Source organism: Spongiactinospora sp. 9N601 (assembly GCF_044326295.1).
Classification (GTDB): Bacteria; Actinomycetota; Actinomycetes; order Streptosporangiales; family Streptosporangiaceae; genus Spongiactinospora; species Spongiactinospora gelatinilytica.
In genome coordinates, this window is the sequence record NZ_JBIRBB010000006.1 from 323,263 (window position 1) to 346,713 (window position 23,451).

Here is a 23,451-nt window from a genome sequence, read left to right on the forward strand (position 1 = left end):
CGGCCCCCGGTTTTCCCGGTACCTTCGCCGGGAGGCGAAATACCGCTAGGAGGCCGAAATGGCGATACTCACAACATTGCTGGCATACCTCACCCTGGCGGTGGCCGGCGCGGTGGCAGGGGTCTTCTACGCTTTCTCCGTGTCCGTCATGCGCGGGCTCGACGCGATCGACCCGCGGGAGGCGGCCAGGGCGATGCGGAGCATCAACCGCAAGATCCTCAACCCGCTCTTCCTGGGGCCCTTCATGGGCGCGCCGGTGCTGGCGGCGGCGACCGGCGGCCTGCTGCTCACACTGGACCGCACCGACGCGGCGATCGCCTTCTTCGCCGCGGCGGCGGTCTACGCGTTCGGAACGTTCCTGCCGACCGTCGTGATCAACGTTCCCATGAACGAGGCGCTGGCCCGCGCGAGCGTGCCGGACGACGCCGGCGGGGCCGCCGCCCTGTGGGCCGGCTACTCCCCGCGCTGGACGCGATGGAACACGATCAGGACGGTGGCCGGCGTGGCCTGCCTGCTCCTGGCCGGGCTCGGCCTCTACCTGTGGGGCACGGCCGCCTAGAAAAGGGCCGCCTTGAGAGGCGGCCCTTTGGCACGGTCGCCTGGAAGGCGGCGGGAAAGGGGTCGGATGGGCGCTCTGCCCGGCGGCTTATCGAGGCGGCGGGCGCTTTCGGTGATCCTGCGTCGCGCGCCGCTGCGGCTGCTGCCCGCCTGGGCCTCGCCGGTGCGCGAGGTCGCCGTGGGCGGGGTCGCCGCCCTGGCCGGCATGCTCCTGCTCGCGTGCCTGTGGCCCGGCGCGCTACCGCCGCCCGGCTCGCCCGCCTGGCTGCTCGCGACCGGCCTGGTGGCCCTCGCCATGGCCCTGATCGCGCTGGCCGCGCTGGGCTTCGAGATCGTCCGCAGGCCGCCAGGGGCGCTGCACCGCCTCGGGCGCGAGCACGCCGGCCTGCACGCGCTGGTCGCCGAGGTGGCGGCCGAACTCGGCGTACGCCCGCCGCGCAGGCTCTACGCCTGGGCCTGCGCCGACGCCATGGCCGTCCGCCCGGCGCCGGGGCGGCGCGAGCTGTGGATCGGCCTGCCGTACCTGACCGAGCTGAGCCGCGCCGAACTGCGCTGCCTGGTGGCCCACGAACTGGCGCTGCTGCGCGGGCGGCGCTCGCGGACCGCCGACGCGATGTACGCGCTGTGGATCGAGGAACGCGAGCCGCCGCCGGAGGCCGAGACGGTGGCCGCGGCGCTGCTGGGTGCGGCCGACGCCGCCGCCGCGCGGGTGGCCGGCCCGCAGACCGCGGCCATGGCCCTCATCCGCGCGCAGGCGCTCAAGCAGAGCTTCCTGTGGTTCACCGACCGGTACGGCACGCCCGCCGCCATCGCCCTGGACGGCTTCCCGCTCGACCTGTACGCCGCCTGGCGCTGGAAGATCCGCGAGGACCTGCTGGTGGAACGCGGCTGGCACCGCACCCGCGACCGGCTCGCCCGCTCGCCGCTCACGCTCCGGCGGCTGCGTGCGCTGGACGGCGACCCCGCCGCACTGACCGAGCGGCCACCGCCCCGCGCGCCCGGCCTGCCCGGCCTGCGGGACGGGCTGCCCGAGCGGGCCGAGGCCCGGCTGGCCCGCCACCACCTGCGGTGGTGGCTGTCGGACCGGTACCGGCTGCCCAACGCCGGTTCGCTGCACGGGGTTCCCGAGCAGGTGTGGGACGCTCACCTGGAGGAACGCCTGGACGGTGTGCGGCGGCTGCTCGGCATGCCCGGCGACACCCCGGCGCGCCGCGTGGCCGAGGCCGTGGCGACCGGGTGGACGACCGGCTGGACGGCGGGGGACCCGCCGTGCGACTGGGCGTGCCCGCACGCCGTGCCGGCGGTGTGCGCGCTGATCCCGGCGATCCACCGGACGCTGCGCGAGGCCGGCTACGGCTACGCCGATCCGCTGCGCCAGCGGGTGCTCGTGGGCTGGGACGGCGGGCGGGCCGACGTGGTGTCGCTGGCGGAGGCGATCGCCGGCGGCGGGCCGGTGGGCGCGCTGCTGCCGATGGCGGGAAAAGCGCCCGACGTATCGTGACTCTATGGCGAATGCGCAGGTGGTGGCGGCGGCCGGCCGGCAGGTACGGATCACCAACCCCGATAAGGTGGTGTTCCCCGCGACCGGGCACACCAAGCTCGACCTGGTGCGCTACTACCTCGACGTGGCCGATGGCGCGCTGCGCGGCGTGGCCGGGCGGCCGATGATCCTCAAGCGGTTCGTGCGCGGCGTGACCGCCGAGGCGTTCTTCCAGAAGCGCGCGCCGGACAAGCGGCCCGACTGGATCGAGGTCGCCGAGCTGCGCTACCCGTCGGGGCGTTCGGCCGAGGAGGTCGTGGTGCGCGACGCCGCCCAGCTCGCCTGGGTGGTCAACCTGGGCTGCGTGGACCTCAACCCGCACCCGGTGCCGGCCGAAGACCTCGACCATCCCGACGAACTGCGCATCGACCTCGACCCGGTGCCCGGCGTGGAGTGGCCGCAGATCGTGCGGGTGGCCCTGGTGGTGCGGCGGGTGCTCACCGACTTCGGCCTGCCGGCCTGGCCCAAGACCTCCGGCTCGCGCGGCTTTCACGTGTACGCCCGCATCGCGCCCCACTGGACCTTCCCGCAGGTGCGCCAGGCGGCCGAGGCCGTGGCCAGGGAGGTCGAGAACCGCGCCCCGGACCTCGCCACCAGCCGCTGGTGGAAAGAGGAGCGCCACGGGGTGTTCGTCGACTACAACCAGAACGCCCGCGACCGCACGGTCGCCTCGGCCTACTCCGTGCGGCCCACCCCAGACGCGCGGGTGTCCACCCCGCTCGCCTGGGAGGAGGTGCACGAGCGGCACCCCGGGGAGTTCACCATCGACACCGTCCCGGCCCGGTACGCCGAGATCGGCGACCCGTGGGCGGACATCGGCCGCGAGCCGGGCTCGCTCACCGAACTGCTGGACTTCGCCGCCTCGCTCCCGCCGCACCCCTCGCAGAAGGGCGAGATCCCGGTCATCGAGATCGCCAGGGCCCGCACCAAGGACGAGGCGATGGCGGGCCTGGACCGCTGGAAGGCCCGCCACCCCAATGTCGCGGCCCGGCTGCGCCCCGCCGACGTGCTGGTGGACGGCATGCGCGGGCGCAGTTCCGTCTGGTATCGTATCCGCGTCAACCTCCAGCACGTCCCCGAACCCGAGCGGCCCGCCCAGGAGCCCCTGGAGTCCGACTACGACCCGTGGGCGGCCCTGCGCGAAGGGGACGGGTAGGATCCTCGGTCATGGCCGGGGACTCAGCGGGCGGCATCGTCAGGCAGGTGTCGACCAAGGTCGTCTACGCCAACCCGTGGCTGAGCGTCAGAGAAGACGCCATCGAGCGCCCCGACGGGTCGCGCGGCATCTACGGTGTGGTCGACAAACCCGACTTCGCGCTGGTCATCCCGGCCGAGCGGGACGGCTTCCACCTGGTGCAGGAGTACCGCTACCCGGTCGGGCGGCGTACCTGGGGCTTCCCGCAGGGCACGGTCGCCGGGGCGGCCGGCCCCGAGGGCATGGCCGCCACCGAACTGGCGGAGGAGACCGGGCTGCGGGCCCGCGAACTGGTCCGGCTCGGCACGCTGGACAACGCCCAGGGCACCTTGGCCCAGCGCTTCCACGTCTTCCTGGCCACCGGCCTCACCCCGGGCCCGCCGGACCGTGAGGCGGGCGAACAGGACATGATCCAGCGGCATGTGCCGCGCGCCGAGTTCGAGGCGATGGTCCGCGGCGGCGAGGTCGCCGACGCCTGCTCGCTGGCCGGCTACGCGTTGCTGTTGCTGCACGAGGCCGCCGGGCGGGCCGGATGAGACGCCCCGGCGGTGGGTACGAGGAGCCACGCATCCCCGATCGCGACCCAGGGAGTTGTCGTCATGGTCCACGAGCGCGCCGGTGAGCCCGCCACGTCGTCCGACCTGGTCGACGTGGCCAAGCTGGTGACGGCCTACTACGCGCGCCACCCCGACCCGGTGCGGCCGGGGGAGCGGGTGGCGTTCGGCACCTCGGGGCACCGCGGCTCCTCGCTGGACACCGCCTTCAACGAGGACCACATCCTGGCCACCAGCCAGGCGATCTGCGAATACCGGGCGGGCCAGGGGGTGACCGGGCCGCTGTTCCTGGGCATCGACACCCACGCGCTGTCGGAGCCCGCGCGGGTGTCGGCCGTCGAGGTGTTCGCCGCCAACGGCGTGCGGGTGCTGATGGACGCCAGGGACGGCTACACCCCGACCCCGGCCGTGTCCCACGCCATCTTGACCCACAACCGGCGCGGGGCGGACCAGGCCGACGGGGTCGTGGTCACCCCCTCGCACAACCCGCCCGCGGACGGCGGCTTCAAGTACAACCCGCCGAGCGGCGGCCCCGCGGGCTCCGAGGCCACCTCCTGGATCCAGGACCGCGCCAACGCGCTGATCGCGGGCGGCCTGAAAGAGGTCCGGCGGATCCCCTACGAGCGGGCGCTGGCCGCCGAGACCACCGGCAGGCACGACTTCCTCGCCGCCTACGTCGACGACCTGCCCTCCGTGCTCGACCTGGACGCCGTCCGCGAGGCGGGGGTGCGCGTCGGGGCCGATCCGCTGGGCGGGGCGAGCGTGGAGTACTGGGGGGAGATCGCCGAGCGGCACCGGCTCGACCTCACGGTGGTCAACCCGGACGTCGATCCCACCTGGCGCTTCATGACCCTGGACTGGGACGGCAAGATCAGGATGGACTGCAGCTCGCCGTACGCGATGGCCTCGCTGATCGCCTCCCGCGACGCCTACCAGGTCGCGACCGGCAACGACGCCGACGCCGACCGGCACGGGATCGTCACGCCCGACGGCGGCCTGATGAACCCCAACCACTACCTGGCCGTGGCGATCTCCTACCTGTACCGCAACAGGCCCGGCTGGCCGGGCGGCGCGGGGGTGGGCAAGACGCTGGTGAGCAGCGGCATGATCGACCGGGTGGCCGGCGACCTGGGGCGGCGGCTGGTGGAGGTCCCGGTGGGGTTCAAGTGGTTCGTGCCGGGGCTGCTGGACGGGTCGCTGGGGTTCGGCGGGGAGGAGAGCGCCGGTGCGTCGTTCCTGCGCCGGGACGGCTCGGTGTGGACGACCGACAAGGACGGCCTGATCCTGGCCCTGCTGGCGGCCGAGATCACCGCCGTGGCCGGGCGCACCCCGAGCGAGCTGTACGGCGAGCTGACCAGAAGGTTCGGCGACCCCGCCTACGCCAGGATCGACGCCCCCGCCACCCGCGAGGAGAAGGCCAGGCTCGGCGCCCTGTCCGCCGCCGACGTCACGACAGGAAGGCTCGCCGGCGAGCCGGTCACCGCCGTGCTGACCTCCGCGCCGGGCAACGGCGCCGCGCTCGGCGGGGTGAAGGTCTGCACCGGCAACGCGTGGTTCGCCGCCCGCCCCTCCGGCACCGAGGACGTCTACAAGATCTATGCCGAGTCCTTCAAGGGCACCGCGCATCTGGCACAGGTGCAGGAGGAGGCGCGCGCCCTGGTCACCGCCACACTCGGCGGATGAGGTCAGCCTGTCCGCCGCCGGTGACGGATAGGGTGAAAGCGTGGCACAGGTACCGCTCAATGTCCGTGAACTCGCCGTCGGCCAGCTTGCCGAGCGCACCGGCGTGGCCGTGTCCACGCTGCACTTCTACGAGGCCAAGGGGCTGATCACCAGCCGTCGCACCGCGGGCAACCAGCGCCGCTACACGCGCGACACGCTGCGCAGGGTGTCGTTCATCCGGCTGTCGCAGCGGGTGGGCATCCCGCTCACCGACATCAAGGCGGCGCTCGACCGGCTGCCGTCGGGCCGCACGCCGACCAGGGAGGACTGGGCGAGCCTGTCCGCCGCCTGGCGTTCGGAGCTGGACCTGCGGATCGAGCGGCTGCTCCAGCTTCGCGACGACCTCACCGACTGCATCGGCTGCGGCTGCCTGTCACTGGACCGGTGCCTGCTGGCCAATCCGCACGACCGGCTCGGCGAGGAGGGGCCGGGCCCGCGCCGGCTGCTGGCCGCGCGTGCGCGGGCAGAGGTGTGCGGGGCGGGGTGCGGTTCCGGGTGTGAAGAGGAGGCATCCTAAGCCGCGGGAAACCGGCGGCAAAGGATTGGTAGCGTCGGATCATGCGACTCGGAGTCCTCGACATCGGTTCCAACACGGTGCACCTGCTCGTCGTGGACGCCCACCGGGGGGCCAAGCCGCTGCCGGCCTTCTCCCACAAGCTCGAACTCCGCCTGGCCGAGCACCTGGAGGACGGCGGACGGCTGTCGGAGCGGGGGGCCGAGCGGCTGGGCGGGTTCGTCGAGGAGTCCCGGCAGGTGGCCGAGGACAAGGGCGTCGAGGACTTCATGGCCTTCGCGACCTCGGCGGTCCGGGAGGCGCCCAACGGCGAGGACGTGCTGGCCACGATCAAGGAGCGGACCGGCGTCTCGGTCCAGGTCCTCACCGGTGAGGACGAGGCGCGGCTGACCTTCCTCGCGGTGCGCAGATGGTTCGGCTGGTCATCGGGCCGGCTGCTGGTCTTCGACATCGGCGGCGGCTCACTGGAGATCGCCGGCGGCATCGACGAGGAGCCCGACGTGGCCGTCTCGCTGCCGCTCGGGGCGGGCCGGTTGACCCGCGACCGGCTGTCCGGCGACCCTCCGTCCGCGGAGGAGGTCCGTGAGCTGCGCAGGCACGTCCGCACCGAGGTGGCGCGGGCGGTCGGCGACGTGATCAGGTACGGCGCTCCGGATCGGGCGGTGGCCACCTCCAAGACGTTCCGGCAGCTCGCCCGGATCGCCGGGGCCGCCGACTCCGGGGCCGGGCCCTACGCCCGGCGCTCCCTGGAGCGATCGGCGCTGCCGGAGCTGGCCGACCGGCTGGCGCGGATGCCCGCCGCCGAACGCGCCCGGCTGCCCGGGGTCTCGGAGGGCCGCGCGCCCCAGCTCGCGGCCGGGGCGATCGTGGCCGACGCCGTGATGGACCTGTTCGAGCTCACCGAGCTGGACGTGTGCCCGTGGGCGCTGCGCGAGGGCGTGATATTGCGCCGCCTGGACGTCATGCCCTGACCGGGTGCCCTCAGGCGTTCTCGCTGCGGCTGCTCCGCGCCAGCCGCATCACGACGCCGGCGACGACGGCGACGAGGCCGATGATGAGGGCCCACTTCAGCAGGGTGCCGAAGAGCCCGATGACCCAGCCCAGCACGATGAACCCGACGATGACGGCGGCGATGGCAAGCAGAATTCGTCCCATGAGTCCCACCGTAGGCGGCTTGTCGGGGATCTGCGGGCGGTCGCCGGGGAAGTCAGGGTCGATTCAGGGTTCTCCATGAGATCGTGATCTACATTGTAAAGGCGTCGGCCTCGGCGGCTCCCGTCAAGTCACGCCAACCTGACGGTCACGGACACCGGGAGCGGGGTAGGAGCACGTTCGTGCGCGTCTTCCTGGGGACCTCCGGCTGGCAGTACGCCGACTGGCGTGGGGTCCTCTACCCGGAAGGGATGCCCGCGCGGCTGTGGCTGGAGCGGTACGCGCAGACCTTCGGCACGGTGGAGAACAACAACTCCTTCTACCGGCTGCCCTCCAGGGAGACCTTCACGAGCTGGCGCGAGCGCACCCCTGAGGGTTTCGTGATGGCCGTGAAGGCCAGCCGCTACCTCACTCACACCAGGCGGCTGAAGGAGCCGCGCGAGCCGGTGGAGCGGCTGCTCGGCGCGGCCGAGGGCCTCGGCGACCGGCTCGGGCCGATCCTGCTCCAGCTCCCGCCGACCCTGCGCTGCGATCTCGGGCTGCTCACCGGCTGCCTGGCCTGCTTTCCGCCCGGCGTGCGCGTCGCCGTCGAGCCGCGGCACCCGTCGTGGTGGGAGGGCGCGGCCGGGGAGCGGGTCCGCGCCGCGCTGGCGGCCCACGGGGCCACGCTGTGCTGGGCCGACCGGCGGGAACGCGCGCTGACGCCGCTGTGGCGCACCGCGTCGTGGGGATACCTGCGTCTGCACGAGGGGTCGGCGGACCCGTGGCCGTCGTACGGCGACGCGTCGCTCGCCCGGTGGATATCGCGACTTGGAGAGACATGGAACGACGAGGCCGATCAGGAGGCCACCGTGTACGTCTACTTCAACAACGACCCGGGCGGTGCCGCGGTGCGCGACGCGGCCCGATTCGCCGCCATGGCCGGGGGATCGGGACACGCGATCCGGTAGGCGATATCAACCTGCTGATAGGGTTCATTCGCCGAATAATGGTGTCTGAAAGGGGCAGCATCGTCGTTCGAGCGCGCGAGGGAGGATGCCGGCGATGATGTGGCAATTTGTGGGGGTGGCCATCTCGCTTGCCCTGGTCATCCTGATGGTCCCGCTGGCGATGGGGGTCATCTCGTTGATCACGCTGGCGGTGCTGGCGGTGCTGGCCAAACGGACCGGAGGTCTCGAACGCCCGCAGGCGCCCGAGCCCGCGCTCATCGTGCTGATGTTCCGTTCGGTCTTCCATGGCCTGCGCCGGCCGTTCCGCTCCGGCGACCGGGCCGCGCGCGCCGCGGCGTGGGCGCCGCGGGCGGCCGATGATCCCGGGGCGACCCGGGAGGTCAGGATCAGGCGCGACGCGTTCCCGATCACGCTGTCCGTCCCGGAGGCGCGGCGGCCCGAGGGGCCGGACCCGGAAGAGCCCGGTGACGACGCCAAGGCCGGCGGCCGGGCGGAAGGGGAGCCCCGCCCGGGCGGGAACGGGCGGGGGCCGGCCCCCGGTGCGCGGGCCGCGCGTCCGGGCAAGCGGGTCAATGGTGGTTCAGCGGGTAGTGCAGGGTCCGGGCGGGGGCGTCCTCGGCGTAGCGCAGGGATTTCTCCACGCTGACCTCTGAGCCGTCTCCACGGCTGGAGATGTGCATGTCGTCGGCGAGGGCGCGCATGATCTGCAGGCCCCGTCCGTGCTCGGAGATGGCAGGGACGGCGCGGTGCTTCATCGTGCCGGGTTCGAAGCCGTGGCCGTAGTCCAAGATCTTGATGGTGCAGTGCTCCTCGTCGAGCGCGGCGCTGACGGTGTACTCCTTGCTCGGGGCGGCGTGCTTGATGACGTTGGAGCAGGCTTCGGAGAGGATGATCCGGATGTCGTCGCGGATGGGGGGCACCACGCCCAGCGTCCGCAGGGCCGCGTCCACCAGTTGCCTGATGAAGGGGACGCTCGAAGCGTCCCTCGGCAGCCGGAGCGCGATCCTCGCTTCCATGTCATCGCAACTGCCCGTAGGAACCTCGGTAAACCTGCCCCGGCGGGGCCGGCGGGTCAGTCGGAGACCAGTTCCAGGGCCACCTCGAGGGCGGCCTTCCGGTACTCTTCCGGGTCGCCCGCCTCCTCTATCTGGAAGACCTGGCCGGCGTGCAGGGTGAACAGCGCCATCGTCCGCTTCAGCCGTCTGGCGGGCGGCTCGCCCGGAGAGTGCAGCGCCTTGCTGAGTTCGATCATGGTGTCGCGGTTCTTGTGGATGATGGGGTGGTCGCGAAGGGCCGTCTGGTTGCGCTCGAAGAAGCGCATCACGTCGGAGTGCCGCAGGTCGTGCAGGTCGGCGGCGTAGCGGCGGACGATCTCGCACCGGGTCTCCCGGGTGGCGGGTTGCGAGCGCGCCCAAGCCAGTAGCTCGCGCAGGCGCTCCAGGCGGGTCTCCGCCATGCCGGCCACGATCTCGCCCTTGGACTTGAAGTGGTAGTACAGGGCGGCCTTGGTCACGCCCAGCTTCTCGGCGATCTCGCGCAGTGAGGTCGCCTCGTAGCCCTTCTCGTTGAAGAGCGTGAGGGCGACCTGCTGGATGCGGCGCCGAGTGTCGGAACTTTCCCTCATATCGGGTTTTTGCCACCTTATTAACTTGACGGCCGGCAAGTAAGCGTTCTAGGGTCCAGCGTACCTCAAGCTAGCCGGTCGGCAAGTAAGCAAGATCTTTCAGGGGGTGAACCGGTGAAGGATGCCACACGAGAACCCGAGGCCGCGCCCGGGCGGCGCCGGGAAGTGATGATCGTGCTGCCCGGGCTGATGCTGGCGATGGTCCTGGCGATGCTGGACAACATGGTCGTGGGCACCGCGATGCCGCGCATCGTCGGGGAGCTCGGCGGGCTCGACCAGTTGTCCTGGGTGCTCACCGCCTACATTCTCGGCACCACGGTCTCCACCCCGATCTGGGGCAAGATCGGCGACCTGTACGGCAGGAAGAACATCTTCCTGATCTCGATCGCGGTGTTCATGGTGGCCTCGGCCCTTTGCGGCATGGCCGGATCGACGCTGTTCGGCGGGCCGGGCGGCGGGATGGCGGAGCTGATCGCCTTCCGCGCGCTGCAGGGCCTCGGCGCGGGCGGGCTGATGGTCAGCGTGATGGCGATCATCGGTGACCTCGTCCCACCCCGCGAGCGCGGGCACTACCAGGGCATCATGGCCGGTGTCATGTCCCTGGCGATGATCGCCGGGCCGCTGGTCGGCGGGTTCATCACCGACCACCTGGACTGGCGCTGGGCGTTCTATGTGAACCTGCCCCTCGGCGGCGCGGCGCTGGTGCTCCTCGCGCTGCGGCTCAAGCTGCCCAAGTACCGCACCGAGCACCGCATCGACTGGATCGGCGCGATCCTGCTGTCCATCGGCATCACCGCACTGGTCCTGGTCACCACCTGGGGCGGCCACCAGTACGCATGGGCGTCTCCGCAGATCATCGGACTGGCCGTGGTCGCGCTCGCGGCGCTGGCCGCGTTCGTCCCCGTCGAGTTGCGGGCGGCCGAGCCGATCATGCCGCTGGGCCTGTTCAAGATCCGCAACTTCTCGCTGATCTCGCTGGTCGGCTTCCTGCTCGGCTTCGCGATGTTCGGGGCGATCACGTTCCTGCCGCTCTACCAGCAGACCGTCCAGGGGGCCTCGGCGACCAACTCCGGGCTGCTCCTGCTGCCGATGATGGCCGCGGCCATGATCGTCTCACTGGTCGTGGGCCGGGCGATCACCCGGACGGGCAAGTACAAGATCTATCCGGTGGCCGGCGGCGTGGTGATGGTGGTGGGCATGGCGTTGCTGTCCACTCAGGGCGTGGCCACGCCGGCCTGGCTGACCGGCGTCTACATCGCCGTGCTCGGCCTCGGCATGGGCTTTCTGATGCAGACCACGATGCTGATCTCCCAGAACAGCGTCGAGCCGAAGGACCTCGGGGTGGCCAGCAGCGGGGCGACCTTCTTCCGTTCCATCGGCGGGTCGTTCGGCGTCTCGCTGTTCGGCGCGGTGTTCAACGGCCAGTTGGTCGCCGGTCTGACCGAACGCCTCGGGCCCTCGGCGGAACGGCTGGCCGCGCAGGGCGGCCAGGTGACCCCGGACGCGCTCGCGCAACTGCCGCCGCGGGTGCGCACCGGCTTCCTGGAGTCGCTGGCCTCGGCGATCTCCAGCGTGTTCTGGTGGGCCATCCTGTTCGCGGCCCTGGTCCCGATCCTGGCGATCTTCGTCAGGGAGGTCCCGCTGCGCGGAGCGCCCGCGGCCGACGCCGAGCCGGCCAAGGCGGCGCTGCACTGACCTTCCCGCCTCTCCGGGCGATCTCCTCCCGCCGCCCCGTTACGCCCCGGGGCGGCGGGGCAGCAGGCGGGTGACGGGGAAGCACATCAGGGAGGTCGCCGTGAGTAAGAACATTCCCGAACCGGACCCTCGGTCCCGCGCCGAGGACGAGGGCATTCCCGACCTCCAGGACGGCACGCCTGCGGCGCGGTGGGCGGTGGACCCGCAGGAGGCCCCGCTGCCCGGCGACCGCCCCGAGGCCGTCGACGACTTCGGTACGACGCGCGAGGAACAGCGTGCGGGCGAGTCGCTCGACGGCCGCCTGGACCGGGAGGACCCCGAGCAGCAGGTGGTCTTCGGCGGCCCGCTCCAGGGCGGCGCGCCGGAGGGCGGCACCACGGGGGAGCGGGAGCTGGAGGGCGACGATGTCGCCCCGCCCGGCGATGTCCCGCCCGGCGCCCCTCCCGAGGAGGCCCGGGAGGCCGGGCCGCCGCCGGACCCGGACTGGGACGAACCCGTCGAGCGTCCCGCGGGGGTGACCGACGACGGGCTGAGCGAGACCGGCGGCCTCGGGGTCGGGTCCGATCTGGACACCTCCTTCGAGCCGGACGCAGGCCCCGACCCCGAGTGGCCCGCCCAGCCCGAGGAGCCCTCGGGCGCGGTATGGGACACCCCGCGTCCGGCGGGGCGGCTCGTGGAGCCCGACGAGGGGGTGCGCGCCGACACCGAGAAGGACGAGATCGCCAGGGAGGTCGGCCCGGACGGCGGCGGTTTCACCGCCGAGGAGGCCGCGATGCACGTCGATGACGTGGAGTGAACGGGCGGCGGGGACGGACTTCGCCGGCCGGGCCCGCCCGGCGCGTTCAGGCCGCCGCGGTGGTGTAGCGGCTGGCGTCGCCGGTGATCGCACGGCTCCGCCGTCCGTCCACGCCCACCGGCACGTCGCCCGCGACGGTGACCCGGTGCAGCCGGCGGGGCCGGTCGCCGAAGTCGTGCACCACCCGGTGCTGGGTCGCGCGGTTGTCCCAGACCGCCACGTCACCGGCGTGCCAGCGCCAGCGCACGGTGTTCTCCACCTGCGTGACGTGTTCCTGGATCAGCTTGATGACCGCGGTCGAGGTGTTGCCGGGCAGCCCCACCAGGTGCTTGGCGAAGTCGCCGAGCAGGATCGCGCGCTCGCCGGTCTCAGGGTGGACGCGTACGACGGGGTGCTCGGTCTCGAAGATCGTCGAGGAGAAGACCTCGGCGTAGCGGCGGCTGCGCTCGGGGTCGCCTGCGGCGGCCACGCGCACGTAGTCGTAGGCGTTGGTGTGGACGGCGCGGAGCCGGTCGGCGAGGTCGCGTAGCTCCTTCGGCAGGTACTGGTAGGCCGCGACGGTGTTGGCCCATAGCGTGTCGCCCCCGACGGAGGGCACGTCCAGGGCCCGCAGCACGGATGCCAGCGGCGGGCGTTCGACGAAGGTGACGTCGGTGTGCCAGCGGTCCACCTTGTGCCCGCCCCGGTAGTCCAGGTCCAGGATGTGGGTGTTGCCGTCCAGCGCGGGCACGGTCGGGTGGGCCGTGGTCAGGTCGCCCAGCAGCCTGGCGAAGGCGACCTGGCCCGCCTCGCCCAGGTGCTCCTGGCCGCGGAAGAAGATCACCTTGTGCCGTAGCAGCGCGACGCGGATCTCGTCCACGAGCGCGGGCGGCAGGTCGCCGGAGAGACGGACGCCGCCGATCTCCGCCCCGATCCGCCCGCCGATGGGCGTGACGGTGAGGCGGGAGGTGGCGGGGTCGGCGAGCGGGTGCCTGAGTGTTCCTGTGGTGGTCGTCATGCGAGCACGGTAGGCAGGGCCTTCACAGATTGTCAACTAAAACGGTAGGGATTTAGGGTTTTGCAGACGCGGCCGGCCGCGCCCGCTGCGGGGCACGGCCGGCGGCGCGTCGGATCAGGTGGAACCGGCGAGGTCGAGGTCCTTGACCCGGGGGTCGCCCTCGTCCGCGTGGTAGTGGTCGGGGCGGGTGGTGTCGGCGCCCCTGGCCACCCCGGCGGCCCGGCAGATCAGCGTGCCGGCCACGGCCACCGCCAGGTTGACGGCCAGTGCCAGCAGCCCCGCGTAGACGGTCGTCGAGGTCTCCAGGCCGAGGTTGGACAGCGGGAACGCGGACCCGGCGAAGTGCGCCTTGCCGGTGGCGGGGTTGCCGATGGTGTAGAGCATCCAAAGGCCCGTCCCCATGCCGGCGGCCCAGCCCGCGATGAGGGCGCGGGGGTGCAGCCACCGGGTGTAGAGGCCGAGCGCCACCGCGGGCAGCGTCTGCAGGATCACCACCCCGCCGATGAGCTGCAGGTCGATGGCGAACTGCAGGTCCAGCAGGAGGATGCACAGCACCGCGCCGACCTTGACGGCCAGCGAGACCAGCTTGGAGACCTGGGCCTCCTGGGCGTCGGTGGCGTCCGGGCGCAGGTACTCGCGGTAGATGTTGCGGGTGAACAGGTTGGCCGCGGCGATCGACATGATGGCCGCGGGCACCAGCGCGCCGATGCCCACCGCGGCGTAGGCCACCCCGGTGAACCAGTCGGGGAACATCATGTCGAACAACCGCGGGACCACGGTGTTGGAGTCGCCGCCGACCGGCCGCACCCCGGCCGCGATCGCCATGTAGCCGAGCAGCGCGATCAGGCCGAGCAGCAGGCTGTAGGCGGGCAGCGCGGACATGTTCCGTTTGATCACGTCGCGGTTGCGCGAGGCGAGCACGCCGGTGAGGCTGTGCGGGTACAGGAACAGCGCCAGCGCCGAGCCGAGGGCCAGCGTGACGTACTGCCACTGGTTGCCCGCGCCGAGCAGTACGCCGTCGCCCTTGGCGGGCGTGGTGGCGAACTTCTCCTGGGCCGCGCCGAAGATCGCGCCCCAGCCGCCGAGCCGCGCCGGGATATAGATGATGGCCACCAGGATGACCAGGTAGATCAGCGTGTCCTTGACGAACGCGATGAGCGCGGGGGCCCGCAGCCCTGAGCGGTAGGTGTAGGCGGCCAGGATCGCGAAGGCGATCACGATGGGCAGGTGGCCGCTGACGCCCATCGCCTTCAGCACCGCCTCGATCCCGACGAGTTGCAGGGCGATGTACGGCATGGTCGCCGCGATCCCGGTCAGCGCCACCAGCAGCGCGAGCGTCGGGGAGCCGAACCGGGCCCGCACGAAGTCGGCGGGCGTGACGAACCCGTGGACGTGCGAGACCGACCACAGCCGGATCAGCACCAGGAACACCATCGGGTAGACGATCACGGTGTAGGGCACCGCGAAGAACCCCATCGCGCCCGCCCCGAAGACCAGCGCCGGCACCGCGACGAAGGTGTAGGCGGTGTAGAGGTCGCCGCCGACCAGGAACCAGGTGATCCAGGCCCCGAAGTTGCGCCCGCCGAGCCCCCACTCGTTGAGGCTGGCCAGGTCCTGCGGCCGCCGCCAGCGGGCGGCGACGAATCCCATACCGCTGACCAGCAGGAACAGCACGGTGAAGACGATGATCTCGGTGAGGTGCTCGCTCATCGGCCGTTCCTCTTCCGCGTCACCCGGTAGACGATCGTGGTGGCGGTCACTCCGGCGACGATGAACGCCAGCTGGAGCCAGTAGAAGAGCGGGAAGCCGAGCAGCCGGGGCTCCTCCGCGTTGTACAGGAACGGCAGCAGCGGGAGGACGACGGGAATGACGAGCAGCCAGTTCCAGGGGCTCGCGTCGCTCCTCGCGGGGGGCCGCCCGGAACGCCGATCGTGGTGCGATGTGCTCAACTCGATCTCCTTGCCGACGGAGACGGAGACAGGGGGCTGACCGGAGCGTAGGTTACGGGCGGTGAATACGTCTGCGGCAATCGGTGAGCGGTGTCGTTGGCGCGGTGAGCGGTGACCGCCTCCTTGTCACTGTGTCAAGTCGCTCTGACACGATGATGCCCGCCAGGACGGCGGCGGCGCGGCGCGTTGCAAGATCACGGCTGCCGCCGCTACCCTGTACGCCATGCGAACCTGTCCATCCAGGCTGTGGTGGCGCCGCTCATAGGCGGCGCAGGTTTCGCATTCGCGAGTGAGAACGGCCGCCCCGAGTCGGCGGCCGTCCACATGTCCGCCCCCGGGGCATCTGCTCGGCCGGTTCCTCACCGTGGGATCAGGTCTTGACCAGCGAAGGGGCGCGAACGTGCAAGTCAGCCGATATACCACCGACGGCGGCGTCGGTGTCGAGGTCACAACGGCCGATGTGCCGGAGACGGTGCTCGATGAGATCGTGAACGCCCTCGGCGAGCGCCGCGGCGGAGTGCTGTCTTCGGGCATGGAGTACCCGGGCCGCTACAGCCGCTGGCACCTGGCCTATGTCGACCCGTGCCTGGAGATCGTGGCCAGGGGGCGCAGGGTCTCGGCACGCGCGCTGAACGACCGCGGGCGGGTGGTGCTCCCGGTCGTGGCCACCTGCCTGCTGGCGGCCGGCAAGCCGACCGGTGAGCCCTCGGCCGACCACGTCGAGGTGCACGTCGCCGAGTCCGAGGACCTGCTCCCCGAGGAGATGCGCAGCCGCCGCCCGACCGTCTTCACCGCCATCCGTGAGGTGATCTCGGCGTTCCACGGCAGTGACGGGCACCTGGGCCTGTACGGTGCCTTCGGCTATGACCTGGCCTTCCAGTTCGAGCCCATCCGGCAGGTGCTGTCCCGCCCCGCCGACCAGCGCGACCTGGTGCTGCACCTGCCCGACCGGGTCACGGTCATCGACCGCAAGCGGGAGACCAGCAAGGAGTACCGCTACGAGTTCACCGTGGACGGCATGTCCACGCACGGCCTCGCGCGGACGGGGGAGACCATCCCGCTGCCCGCCGTGCCGCCCGTGGTGCCCGAAGACCCCGAGCGGGGGACGTACGCGGAGGTCGTCGCGGCGGCCAAGGAGCGGTTCGTCCGCGGCGACCTGTTCGAGGTCGTCCCCGGCCAGGTCTTCCACGCCCCCTGCGCCGACCCGGCGGGCTTCTACCGCGTGCTGCGCAAGATCAACCCGGCGCCCTACGAGTTCCTGTTCAACCTGGGCGACGGCGAGCACCTGGTGGGCGCCTCGCCGGAGATGTTCGTCCGCGTCGGCGGCGACCGTGTCGAGACCTGCCCCATCTCCGGCACGATCGCCCGCGGCAGCAACCCGGTCGAGGACGCCGAGGCCATCCGGACCCTCCTTTCCAGCGTCAAGGAGGAGTCGGAGCTGACCATGTGCACCGACGTCGACCGCAACGACAAGTCGCGGATCTGCGTCCCGGGCAGCGTCCAGGTCATCGGCCGCCGCCAGATCGAGATGTACTCCCGCCTCATCCACACCGTGGACCACATCGAGGGCCGGCTGCGCCCCGGCTTCGACGCCCTGGACGCCTTCCTCACCCACATGTGGGCGGTGACCGTCACCGGCGCGCCGAAGAGCTGGGCCATGCAGTTCATCGAGGACCACGAGGCCACCACCCGCCGCTGGTACGGCGGCGCGGTCGGCGTCCTGTACTTCGACGGCTCGATGAACACCGGCCTGACCCTGCGCACCGCGCAGATCAGGAACGGCGTCGCCGCGGTGCGCGCCGGGGCGACCCTGCTGTTCGACTCCGACCCGGCCGCCGAGGAGCGCGAGACCGAGCTCAAGGCCAGCGCCCTGCTGGCCGCGCTCGCCGCGGTGGGGTCCGCCGCCGAGCGGGCCGCCGTACCCGAGCAGGCGGCCGAGGCCCCCGGCGCGGGCATGCGGGTGCTGCTCGTCGACCACGAGGACTCCTTCGTCAACACCCTGGCCGACTACTTCCGCCAGCAGGGCGCCGACGTGGTGACCCTGCGGCACGGCTTCCCCACCAAGATGCTCGACGAGGTGGCCCCCGACCTGGTCGTGCTGTCCCCGGGTCCGGGCTGGCCGTCCGACTTCGGCTGCTCGGCGCTGGTCGGCGAGCTGTACGCCAGGAAGCTGCCGGTGTTCGGCGTCTGCCTCGGGCTGCAGGCCATGGTGGAGCACGCGGGGGGCGAGCTGTCCCTGCTGGCCACCCCTGAGCACGGCAAGCGCGGCCGGGTGGGCCGGATCGGCGAGAGCCTGCTGCTGGAGGGGTTGCCGGCGGAGTTCACCGCGGCCCGCTACCACTCGCTGCACGCCACACAGGAGGGGGTGAAGGGCTTCACCACGACGGCCCGCACGCCGGACGGCGCGGTGATGGCCATCGAGGACGCGCCCAACCGCCGGTTCGCCGTGCAGTTCCATCCGGAGTCGATCCTCACCACCGAGGGCGGCGCGGGAGCCAAGATCATCGCCAACGTGCTGCGGCTGACCCGCCGCTGATCTCACAGGAAGGGGGCGCCGGCGGCGAGCCCGCGCGTCCGCGCCCCCCGGCCGGGCCACCGGCACTAGGCTCCTTGCGCGTCCTGGTCCCACACACCCGCCCCGGTGCCGCCGCGCCCCTGGAGTTGCCGCATGCCTCCCGCCGACGACCTGCCCCCCGGCCCGCCGCTGCCCGACGCGGTGCGCGAGGCGCTGCTCGCCCCGCTGGTCGATCACCACTGCCACGGCGTACGCCGCGACGACCTGGGCAGGGCCGCGTTCGAGCTGCTGATCACCGAGGCCGCCACGCCCGCGCCACCCGGCACGACGCACTTCGACACGCCGATCGGCGCGGCCATCCGCCGCTGGTGCGCGCCCGTGCTGGACCTGCCGCCGCACACGCCGCCCGCGGTGTACCTGGCGCGGCGCGCCGAACTGGGCGCCGCCGAGGTCAACCGGCGGCTGCTGCGCCAGGCCGGGATCGTCGCCTTCCTGGTCGACACCGGGCTGAACGGCGCCGGGCTGCTGTCGGCCGCCGAGATGGGCAGGCTGGGCGGCGCCGCCGCCGACGAGATCGTACGGCTGGAGCGGGTGGAGGAGACCGTCGCCCGGTCGGTCGCCGGAGCGGCCGAGTACCCCGACGCCCTCGCCGAGGCCCTTTCCGCCGCCGCGGCGCGGGCCGTCGGCCTGAAGACCGTCATCGCCTACCGGTACGGCCTGGACTTCGACATCGGACGTCCGGGCAGGGGCGCGGTGGTCGCGGCGGCCGGGCGGCGGCTGGCCGGCCCGAAGGCGCGGCTGAGCGACCCGATACTGCTGCGCCACCTGCTGTGGAGCGGTGTGGACGTGGCCAGGCAGCGGTCGCTGCCGGTGCAGTTCCACTGCGGCTACGGCGACCCCGACATCGACCTGCACCGGGCCGACCCGGCGCTGCTGACCGGGTTCATCAGGGCCCTGCAACCCGGCGGGGTGCCGCTGATCCTGCTGCACTGCTACCCCTTCCACCGGCAGGCGGCCTATCTGGCCAGCGTGTATCCGCACGTCTACGTGGACCTCGGGCTGGCGCTGACGCACACGGCGGCCGGGTCGGCGGCGATCGTGGACGAACTGCTGGAGCTGGTCCCCTTCCACAAGCAGATGTTCAGCAGTGACTGTTACGGGGTGGCCGAGACGTGTCACCTGGGGGCGCTGTACTACCGGCGGGGGCTGGCGCGGGCACTGGCCGCACGGATCGGGGAAGGGGAGTGGAGCGCGGCCGACGCGGCCCGGGTCGCGCACATGATCGGCGCGGGCAACGCGCAGCGGGTCTACCGGCTGTGAGCCGTGGGTTCAGCGGGAATCGCGGGAGGCGGTGGATAGGCTGGGCGAGGCCCCATGACCCGGTGAGGAAAGGTCCCCACGTGCCAGAGGAAAGCGCGCCGAGCTTCCGCGACGATGTGACGGTCGAGCTGGTCAAACACAGCGCCGCCGACACCGACGTGCTGTTCGCCGCCCGGGTGTCCACGCTCGGCGAGCAGTCCCTCGACGAGGTGCGCAAGGACCCCGAGCGGTCCAAGGGGCTGCTCAACTACCTGATGCGCGACCGGCACGGGAGTCCGTTCGAGCACAACTCGATGACCTTCTTCATCAGCGCGCCGATCTTCGTCTTCCGCGAGTTCCACCGGCACCGGGTGTGGTCCTACAACGAGGAGAGCGGCCGATATCGCGAGTTGCGGCCGGTGTTCTACGTACCTGGCCGGTCGCGCAAGCTGGTGCAGGAGGGCAAGCCGGGGCGCTACGTCTTCCTCGACGGCACCGACGCGCAGCACAAGCTGGTCACCGAGGTGATGGAGGCGTCCTACCGCCGGTCCTACGCCGCCTACCAGGAGATGCTGGAGGCCGGCATCGCCAGGGAGGTGGCCAGGTCGGTGCTGCCGGTCGGCCTGTTCTCCACGATGTACGCCACGTGCAACGCCAGGGCGCTGATGCACTTCCTGTCGCTGCGCACCAAGAGCGAGGCGGCCACCGTGCCGTCGTTCCCGCAACGGGAGATCGAGATGGTGGCCGAGAAGATGGAGGCGATCTGGGCGGAGCTGATGCCGCTCACCCACGCCGCCTTCGTCGCCAACGGCCGCGTCGCCCCCTGACGCCTACCGGCGGGCGACGGCCTGGGCTATGCCGCGTCACAACACGGCCGCGCGCACGGTGAGCACGTCGGGCAGGTGGCGGGCGATCACCGTCCAGGTCTCGCCGTCGTCGCGGGAGCCGTACACCTCGCCGTCGCGGGTCCCGAAGAAGATCCCGGCGGGGGAGGCGCACATGGCGTCGCGCAGCACCGAGGCGTGCACCGGCCCGGGCGGCAGCCCCTCACCGAACGCGTTCCAGGACTCCCCGGCGTCGTCGGAGCGGTAGACCTGATGGCGATGGCCCACCGGGACCCGGTCCATGTCCGATTCCAGCGGCACCACGTACACCGTGTCGGGCCGGTCGGGATGCACCACGATGGGGAAACCGAAGTCGGAGGGCAGGCCGCCGCCGATGGCGGTCCAGTTCGCGCCGAAGTCGTCGCTGCGGTAGACGCCGAAATGGTGCTGCAGGAACAGCCGGTCGGGCCGCCCGGGATGCGCCGCCACCTTGTGCACGCACTGCCCGAACTCCGGATACTGGTCGCCCTCCGGCCGGAACGCCACACGGATGCCCCGGTTCGCCGCCTCCCAGCGGGCCCCGCCGTCGGTGCTGCGGTAAAAGCCGGCCGCCGACACCGCCACGGCGATCGAGCCGGGATCGGCCGGGTGCGGCAGCACCGTGTGCAGGCACAGCCCGCCGCCGCCCGGCTGCCACTCGGGCCGGTGCGGGTGGTTCCACAGCGCGGTGCAAAGGGTGAACGTCCGCCCGCCGTCCTCACTGCGGAACAACGCCCCCGGCTCGGCGCCCGCCCACACCACGCCGGGCTCCGACGGGGACGGCTGGAGCTGCCACACCCTGGTCAGCGTGGCGCCCGTGTCCTCGGGGAAGGCGACCGGCGGACGGGGGGCCTCCTGCCAGCTCTCGCCCAGGTCGTCGGACCACATCACGGACGGGCCGAAGTGCCCGTACTCGATCGCGGCGAGCAACCGGGGCACCGGCCGCCCGCGGGTGTCCACCGCGACGGCATGCACGCCGATCGTGGAAAACCGGACCGGATCGACCTCGAACGCCCCGCCGTCACGAGAGCGGGCGAGGAACAGCCCCTTACGGGTGCCGATGGCCAGGAGTGCGTCGCCCATCTGCCATATCTCCTTCCGGGGTGGTCATCCTGCTACCGAAGCCGGTTCCGGCCGGACCTCCCTACCCCACATCGCCAAGCCGGAACGCTAACCCCCCGCCCCACCCACGACCTGCCCATCGTGCCACCCCACCCCCCGAAACCGCAGCCGACCAGCCGATCCACCGCGACGGACCCGGCCCTGGCAGTCGGGGGCGGGCGGGAGTCAGGGGTCGGTGGGGTGGTGGTCGTGGTGGATGCGGACGGGCGGCAGGCCGTCCTGGCGTAACCGCTGGGCGGCCTTGCCGACCATGGCGGGTGGGCCGCACAGGAAGGCGTCGTGGTCGCGCCAGGAGGGGAAGTCGCCTATCACCTCGGGGAGGGTGCCGCGCAGGCCCTCATAGGCGTGGTCGCCCGAGACCACCGGGAGCACCCGTAGCCGGGCATGGTGCGCCCGCATGCGGATCAGGTCCGGCAGGTCGTACAGTTCGCCGCCGTTGCGTGCGCCGTACAGCAGGTGGATGTGCGGGCGGCGGTCTTCCGGGCCGGTGGCCTCCTCGGTGAGGACGGACTCGATGATCGCCTTGAGCGGCGCGAGCCCGGTGCCTCCGGCCACGGCCAGGATGTCGCGGCCGGAGGCGGCCGGGGCGATCATGGAGCCCCGTGCCGGGCCCAGCATCAGCGTGTCGCCGACACGGGTTCCGCGGGTCAGCGCGGTGGAGACCCAGCCGCCGGGGACCGCGCGCACGTGCAGCCGCAGCGTGTTGTCCTCGCGCGGGGCGTTGGCGATGGAGAACGCCCGCCACACGCGGGGCCACCTGGCCGTCTGCACCGTGGCGTACTGGCCGGGCAGGAAGGGGAACGGCAGCGCGGGCCGCAGCGTCAGGACGGCGATGTCGCCGGTGCGCCGCTCATGGCCGATCACCTCGGCCGGCCACCAGGGGGGCGAGGTGTCGGCCGCCGCCGCCTCGGTCATGATCTCGGCGGCGGTGGCGTACGCGGTGGCCCACGCCCGCTCCATCTCCGGCGACCACGCCTCCGCCGCGAACCGCCGGACCGTCGCCAGCAGCGCGTCCCCCACCGCGGCGTAGTGGGCGGGGGCGACGCCGTACTTGCGGTGGTCGCGCCCGAGCCGGGCCAGGTCCGTCGCCAGGCCCTGCGGGCAGTCCAGGCTCCACACGATCCGGGTCAGCGCCCGGAACAGGCGCTCCCGCTGCACGTTCATGGCGGGCGGGAACAGCGCGCGCAGGTGCGGGTGCGCGGCGAACAGCCGTCCATAGAAATAGGCGGTGGCCCGCGCCGCCGCGGGCTCGATGAGCGCGAAACTCTCCTTGACCGGACGCGGATCGAATTGCATTTCCGGAAAACCCCCACCCTGGATGAACCCTTTTTCGGCCGCGGGTGCCCGGCAGGGCCGCTCGGCCATATCCTGCCTGGTCGGAAGTGGGTACGGCCGGATCGGCGCCGCACCCGCGGTGTGGTCCGGGTGATGAGCGCACGGTGGTCCCGGCCCCGAGCGCTCGATTTTCGAGTGTGACACTCCGGGTGGATCGAGACAAGGGTTGCACCGAAATATCCGGCATAATCGGCGAGCGGATATATTGCGAGAATAATATTCACAATTGCATTCGCCGGCCGGCCTGCACGGTCCCGCACCCGCCCTCGGAAGGAGAGGCGGCGCCCTCAGGCGCCGGCGCTCGCCATCGCCTCTGTTCCTGCCTCCTGGTGATGTCCGGGAGGCTGGGGCCTGCTCGCCCGGTACAGGTGGCCCACCGTGTAACCATTTATCGTGGTTACGTGACGGAGACCGCGGCGGGACTGATCCTGCATACCAGGGAAGGCGTCGCCTATCGGTTCGATCCGGGGGCGCTGTGCCTGGAGCTGCTGCCCACCGGTGGGCCGGAGGCGCCGGGAGGGTACGAGGTGATGCGTACACCGGCCGATCTCGCGGCCTGGGCGGGCCGCTCGCGGCTGCGGGTGGATCCCGCGCTGGTGGAGGTCGGGCCGGGCGATGTGGAGCGCGCCAGAGCCCTCCGGGACGCCCTGTGGCGCATCGCGTCGGCCCACGCCCGCCCGGCGACCGACGTCCCCGCCCCGCAGCCGGCCTCAGGGCCGAGTGCCCGGTCGGAGATGAGCGCCGGCGGTGGGGCCGGGGCGGATGTGGAGATCGTCAACGCGCTGGCGGCCATGCCGTCGCTGGCGCCGCGCATCGAGCCCGGCGGCGGGTTCGGCTGGGGCGGGCCGATCACCGGGACGCGGGTGCTGGCCAGTGTGGCGCGCGACGCGGTGGAGCTGTTCACCGGTCCTGCCGCCGACCGGGTGCGCGAGTGCGCCGCGCACAACTGCCGCCTGATCTTCGTCGACACCTCGCGGCCGGGGCGTCGCCGCTGGTGCGCGATGGAACACTGCGGCAATCGCCACAAAGTGCGGGCGCATCGTGGCCGCGCGTGACGGGTGTGCCGGAAGT

The 23,451-nt window shown here is 72.2% G+C and carries 23 protein-coding genes; 15 read left to right on the forward strand and 8 right to left on the reverse strand.

Annotated features, from left to right (window positions below):
* Positions 1-58: 58 nt before the first annotated feature.
* From ACH34R_RS16450 to ACH34R_RS16480, 7 genes are all read left to right on the forward strand, one after another.
* Positions 59-559, forward strand: coding sequence for a DUF1772 domain-containing protein (locus ACH34R_RS16450; protein ID WP_397562285.1), 501 nt, complete (start codon positions 59-61; stop codon positions 557-559).
* A gap of 111 nt (positions 560-670) precedes the next feature.
* Complete coding sequence (locus ACH34R_RS16455; protein WP_397562286.1) at positions 671-2,059, forward strand: hypothetical protein; 1,389 nt, start codon at positions 671-673, stop codon at positions 2,057-2,059.
* Positions 2,060-2,063: 4 nt separating this feature from the next.
* The gene (gene ligD, locus ACH34R_RS16460) at positions 2,064-3,254 is read left to right on the forward strand and encodes a non-homologous end-joining DNA ligase (protein WP_397562287.1); all 1,191 of its coding nucleotides are present in this window, start codon (positions 2,064-2,066) and stop codon (positions 3,252-3,254) included.
* Between the two features lie 11 nt (positions 3,255-3,265).
* Positions 3,266-3,829 carry an NUDIX domain-containing protein gene (locus ACH34R_RS16465; protein ID WP_397562288.1) on the forward strand — a complete coding sequence of 188 codons (564 nt, stop codon included), beginning with the start codon at positions 3,266-3,268 and terminating at the stop codon, positions 3,827-3,829.
* Positions 3,830-3,892: 63 nt separating this feature from the next.
* Positions 3,893-5,530 (forward strand): phosphoglucomutase (alpha-D-glucose-1,6-bisphosphate-dependent), encoded by a 1,638-nt coding sequence (gene pgm / locus ACH34R_RS16470; protein ID WP_397562289.1) that lies wholly within the window; start codon positions 3,893-3,895, stop codon positions 5,528-5,530.
* 40 nt (positions 5,531-5,570) lie between these two features.
* Positions 5,571-6,086, forward strand: coding sequence for a redox-sensitive transcriptional activator SoxR (soxR, locus tag ACH34R_RS16475; RefSeq protein ID WP_397562290.1), 516 nt, complete (start codon positions 5,571-5,573; stop codon positions 6,084-6,086).
* Between the two features lie 41 nt (positions 6,087-6,127).
* On the forward strand, positions 6,128-7,054 hold the full coding sequence (locus ACH34R_RS16480) for a Ppx/GppA family phosphatase (protein WP_397562291.1): 927 nt from the start codon (positions 6,128-6,130) through the stop codon (positions 7,052-7,054).
* Between the two features lie 10 nt (positions 7,055-7,064).
* Here ACH34R_RS16480 and ACH34R_RS16485 read toward each other — a convergent pair whose 3' ends face one another.
* Positions 7,065-7,238 (reverse strand): hypothetical protein, encoded by a 174-nt coding sequence (locus ACH34R_RS16485; protein WP_397562292.1) that lies wholly within the window; start codon positions 7,236-7,238, stop codon positions 7,065-7,067.
* Between the two features lie 179 nt (positions 7,239-7,417).
* Here ACH34R_RS16485 and ACH34R_RS16490 point away from each other — a divergent pair, with 179 nt between their 5' ends.
* Together ACH34R_RS16490 and ACH34R_RS16495 are read left to right on the forward strand one after the other, a co-directional pair.
* A complete protein-coding gene (locus tag ACH34R_RS16490; protein WP_397562293.1) occupies positions 7,418-8,185 on the forward strand; it encodes a DUF72 domain-containing protein in 768 nt (255 codons plus the stop codon).
* A gap of 94 nt (positions 8,186-8,279) precedes the next feature.
* Entirely contained in the window at positions 8,280-8,831 is a 552-nt protein-coding gene (locus tag ACH34R_RS16495; protein WP_397562294.1) for a hypothetical protein, read from the forward strand.
* Here the strand turns inward: ACH34R_RS16495 and ACH34R_RS16500 are convergent.
* Entirely contained in the window at positions 8,755-9,201 is a 447-nt protein-coding gene (locus ACH34R_RS16500) for an ATP-binding protein (protein ID WP_397562295.1), read from the reverse strand. The genes ACH34R_RS16495 and ACH34R_RS16500 overlap by 77 nt on opposite strands.
* A gap of 56 nt (positions 9,202-9,257) precedes the next feature.
* Complete coding sequence (locus tag ACH34R_RS16505; RefSeq protein WP_397562296.1) at positions 9,258-9,809, reverse strand: TetR/AcrR family transcriptional regulator; 552 nt, start codon at positions 9,807-9,809, stop codon at positions 9,258-9,260.
* 114 nt (positions 9,810-9,923) lie between these two features.
* Here ACH34R_RS16505 and ACH34R_RS16510 point away from each other — a divergent pair, with 114 nt between their 5' ends.
* Together ACH34R_RS16510 and ACH34R_RS16515 are read left to right on the forward strand one after the other, a co-directional pair.
* Positions 9,924-11,504: an MDR family MFS transporter gene (locus tag ACH34R_RS16510; protein WP_397562297.1), complete on the forward strand. Its 1,581-nt coding sequence runs from the start codon at positions 9,924-9,926 to the stop codon at positions 11,502-11,504.
* Between the two features lie 100 nt (positions 11,505-11,604).
* Entirely contained in the window at positions 11,605-12,300 is a 696-nt protein-coding gene (locus ACH34R_RS16515; protein WP_397562298.1) for a DUF5709 domain-containing protein, read from the forward strand.
* A 46-nt stretch (positions 12,301-12,346) separates the two neighbouring features.
* On the opposite strand, the gene ACH34R_RS16520 is transcribed toward ACH34R_RS16515, so the two are convergent.
* The 3 genes from ACH34R_RS16520 to ACH34R_RS16530 form a co-directional block, all read right to left on the reverse strand.
* A complete protein-coding gene (locus ACH34R_RS16520; RefSeq protein ID WP_397562299.1) occupies positions 12,347-13,297 on the reverse strand; it encodes a TauD/TfdA dioxygenase family protein in 951 nt (316 codons plus the stop codon).
* Positions 13,298-13,411: 114 nt separating this feature from the next.
* Positions 13,412-15,007 carry a monocarboxylate uptake permease MctP gene (gene mctP, locus ACH34R_RS16525; protein ID WP_397562300.1) on the reverse strand — a complete coding sequence of 532 codons (1,596 nt, stop codon included), beginning with the start codon at positions 15,005-15,007 and terminating at the stop codon, positions 13,412-13,414.
* Positions 15,004-15,246 carry a DUF3311 domain-containing protein gene (locus ACH34R_RS16530; RefSeq protein ID WP_397562301.1) on the reverse strand — a complete coding sequence of 81 codons (243 nt, stop codon included), beginning with the start codon at positions 15,244-15,246 and terminating at the stop codon, positions 15,004-15,006. Before ACH34R_RS16530 ends, mctP begins: the two co-directional genes overlap by 4 nt.
* 400 nt (positions 15,247-15,646) lie before the next feature.
* Between ACH34R_RS16530 and ACH34R_RS16535 the strand changes: the two genes are divergently transcribed.
* From ACH34R_RS16535 to thyX, 3 genes are all read left to right on the forward strand, one after another.
* Positions 15,647-17,782 (forward strand): anthranilate synthase component I, encoded by a 2,136-nt coding sequence (locus ACH34R_RS16535; protein ID WP_397562302.1) that lies wholly within the window; start codon positions 15,647-15,649, stop codon positions 17,780-17,782.
* 132 nt (positions 17,783-17,914) lie between these two features.
* Entirely contained in the window at positions 17,915-19,081 is a 1,167-nt protein-coding gene (locus ACH34R_RS16540; RefSeq protein ID WP_397562303.1) for an amidohydrolase family protein, read from the forward strand.
* 80 nt (positions 19,082-19,161) lie between these two features.
* Entirely contained in the window at positions 19,162-19,887 is a 726-nt protein-coding gene (gene thyX, locus ACH34R_RS16545; RefSeq protein ID WP_111171955.1) for an FAD-dependent thymidylate synthase, read from the forward strand.
* Between the two features lie 36 nt (positions 19,888-19,923).
* On the opposite strand, the gene ACH34R_RS16550 is transcribed toward thyX, so the two are convergent.
* The gene (locus ACH34R_RS16550) at positions 19,924-21,006 is read right to left on the reverse strand and encodes a WD40/YVTN/BNR-like repeat-containing protein (protein WP_397562304.1); all 1,083 of its coding nucleotides are present in this window, start codon (positions 21,004-21,006) and stop codon (positions 19,924-19,926) included.
* A gap of 204 nt (positions 21,007-21,210) precedes the next feature.
* Positions 21,211-22,341, reverse strand: a complete 1,131-nt coding sequence (locus ACH34R_RS16555; protein WP_397562305.1) for a globin domain-containing protein — start codon at positions 22,339-22,341, stop codon at positions 21,211-21,213.
* A gap of 440 nt (positions 22,342-22,781) precedes the next feature.
* On the opposite strand from ACH34R_RS16555, the gene ACH34R_RS16560 reads away from it, so the two are divergent.
* Positions 22,782-23,435 (forward strand): CGNR zinc finger domain-containing protein, encoded by a 654-nt coding sequence (locus ACH34R_RS16560; RefSeq protein WP_397562306.1) that lies wholly within the window; start codon positions 22,782-22,784, stop codon positions 23,433-23,435.
* The last annotated feature ends 16 nt before the right edge of the window (positions 23,436-23,451 follow it).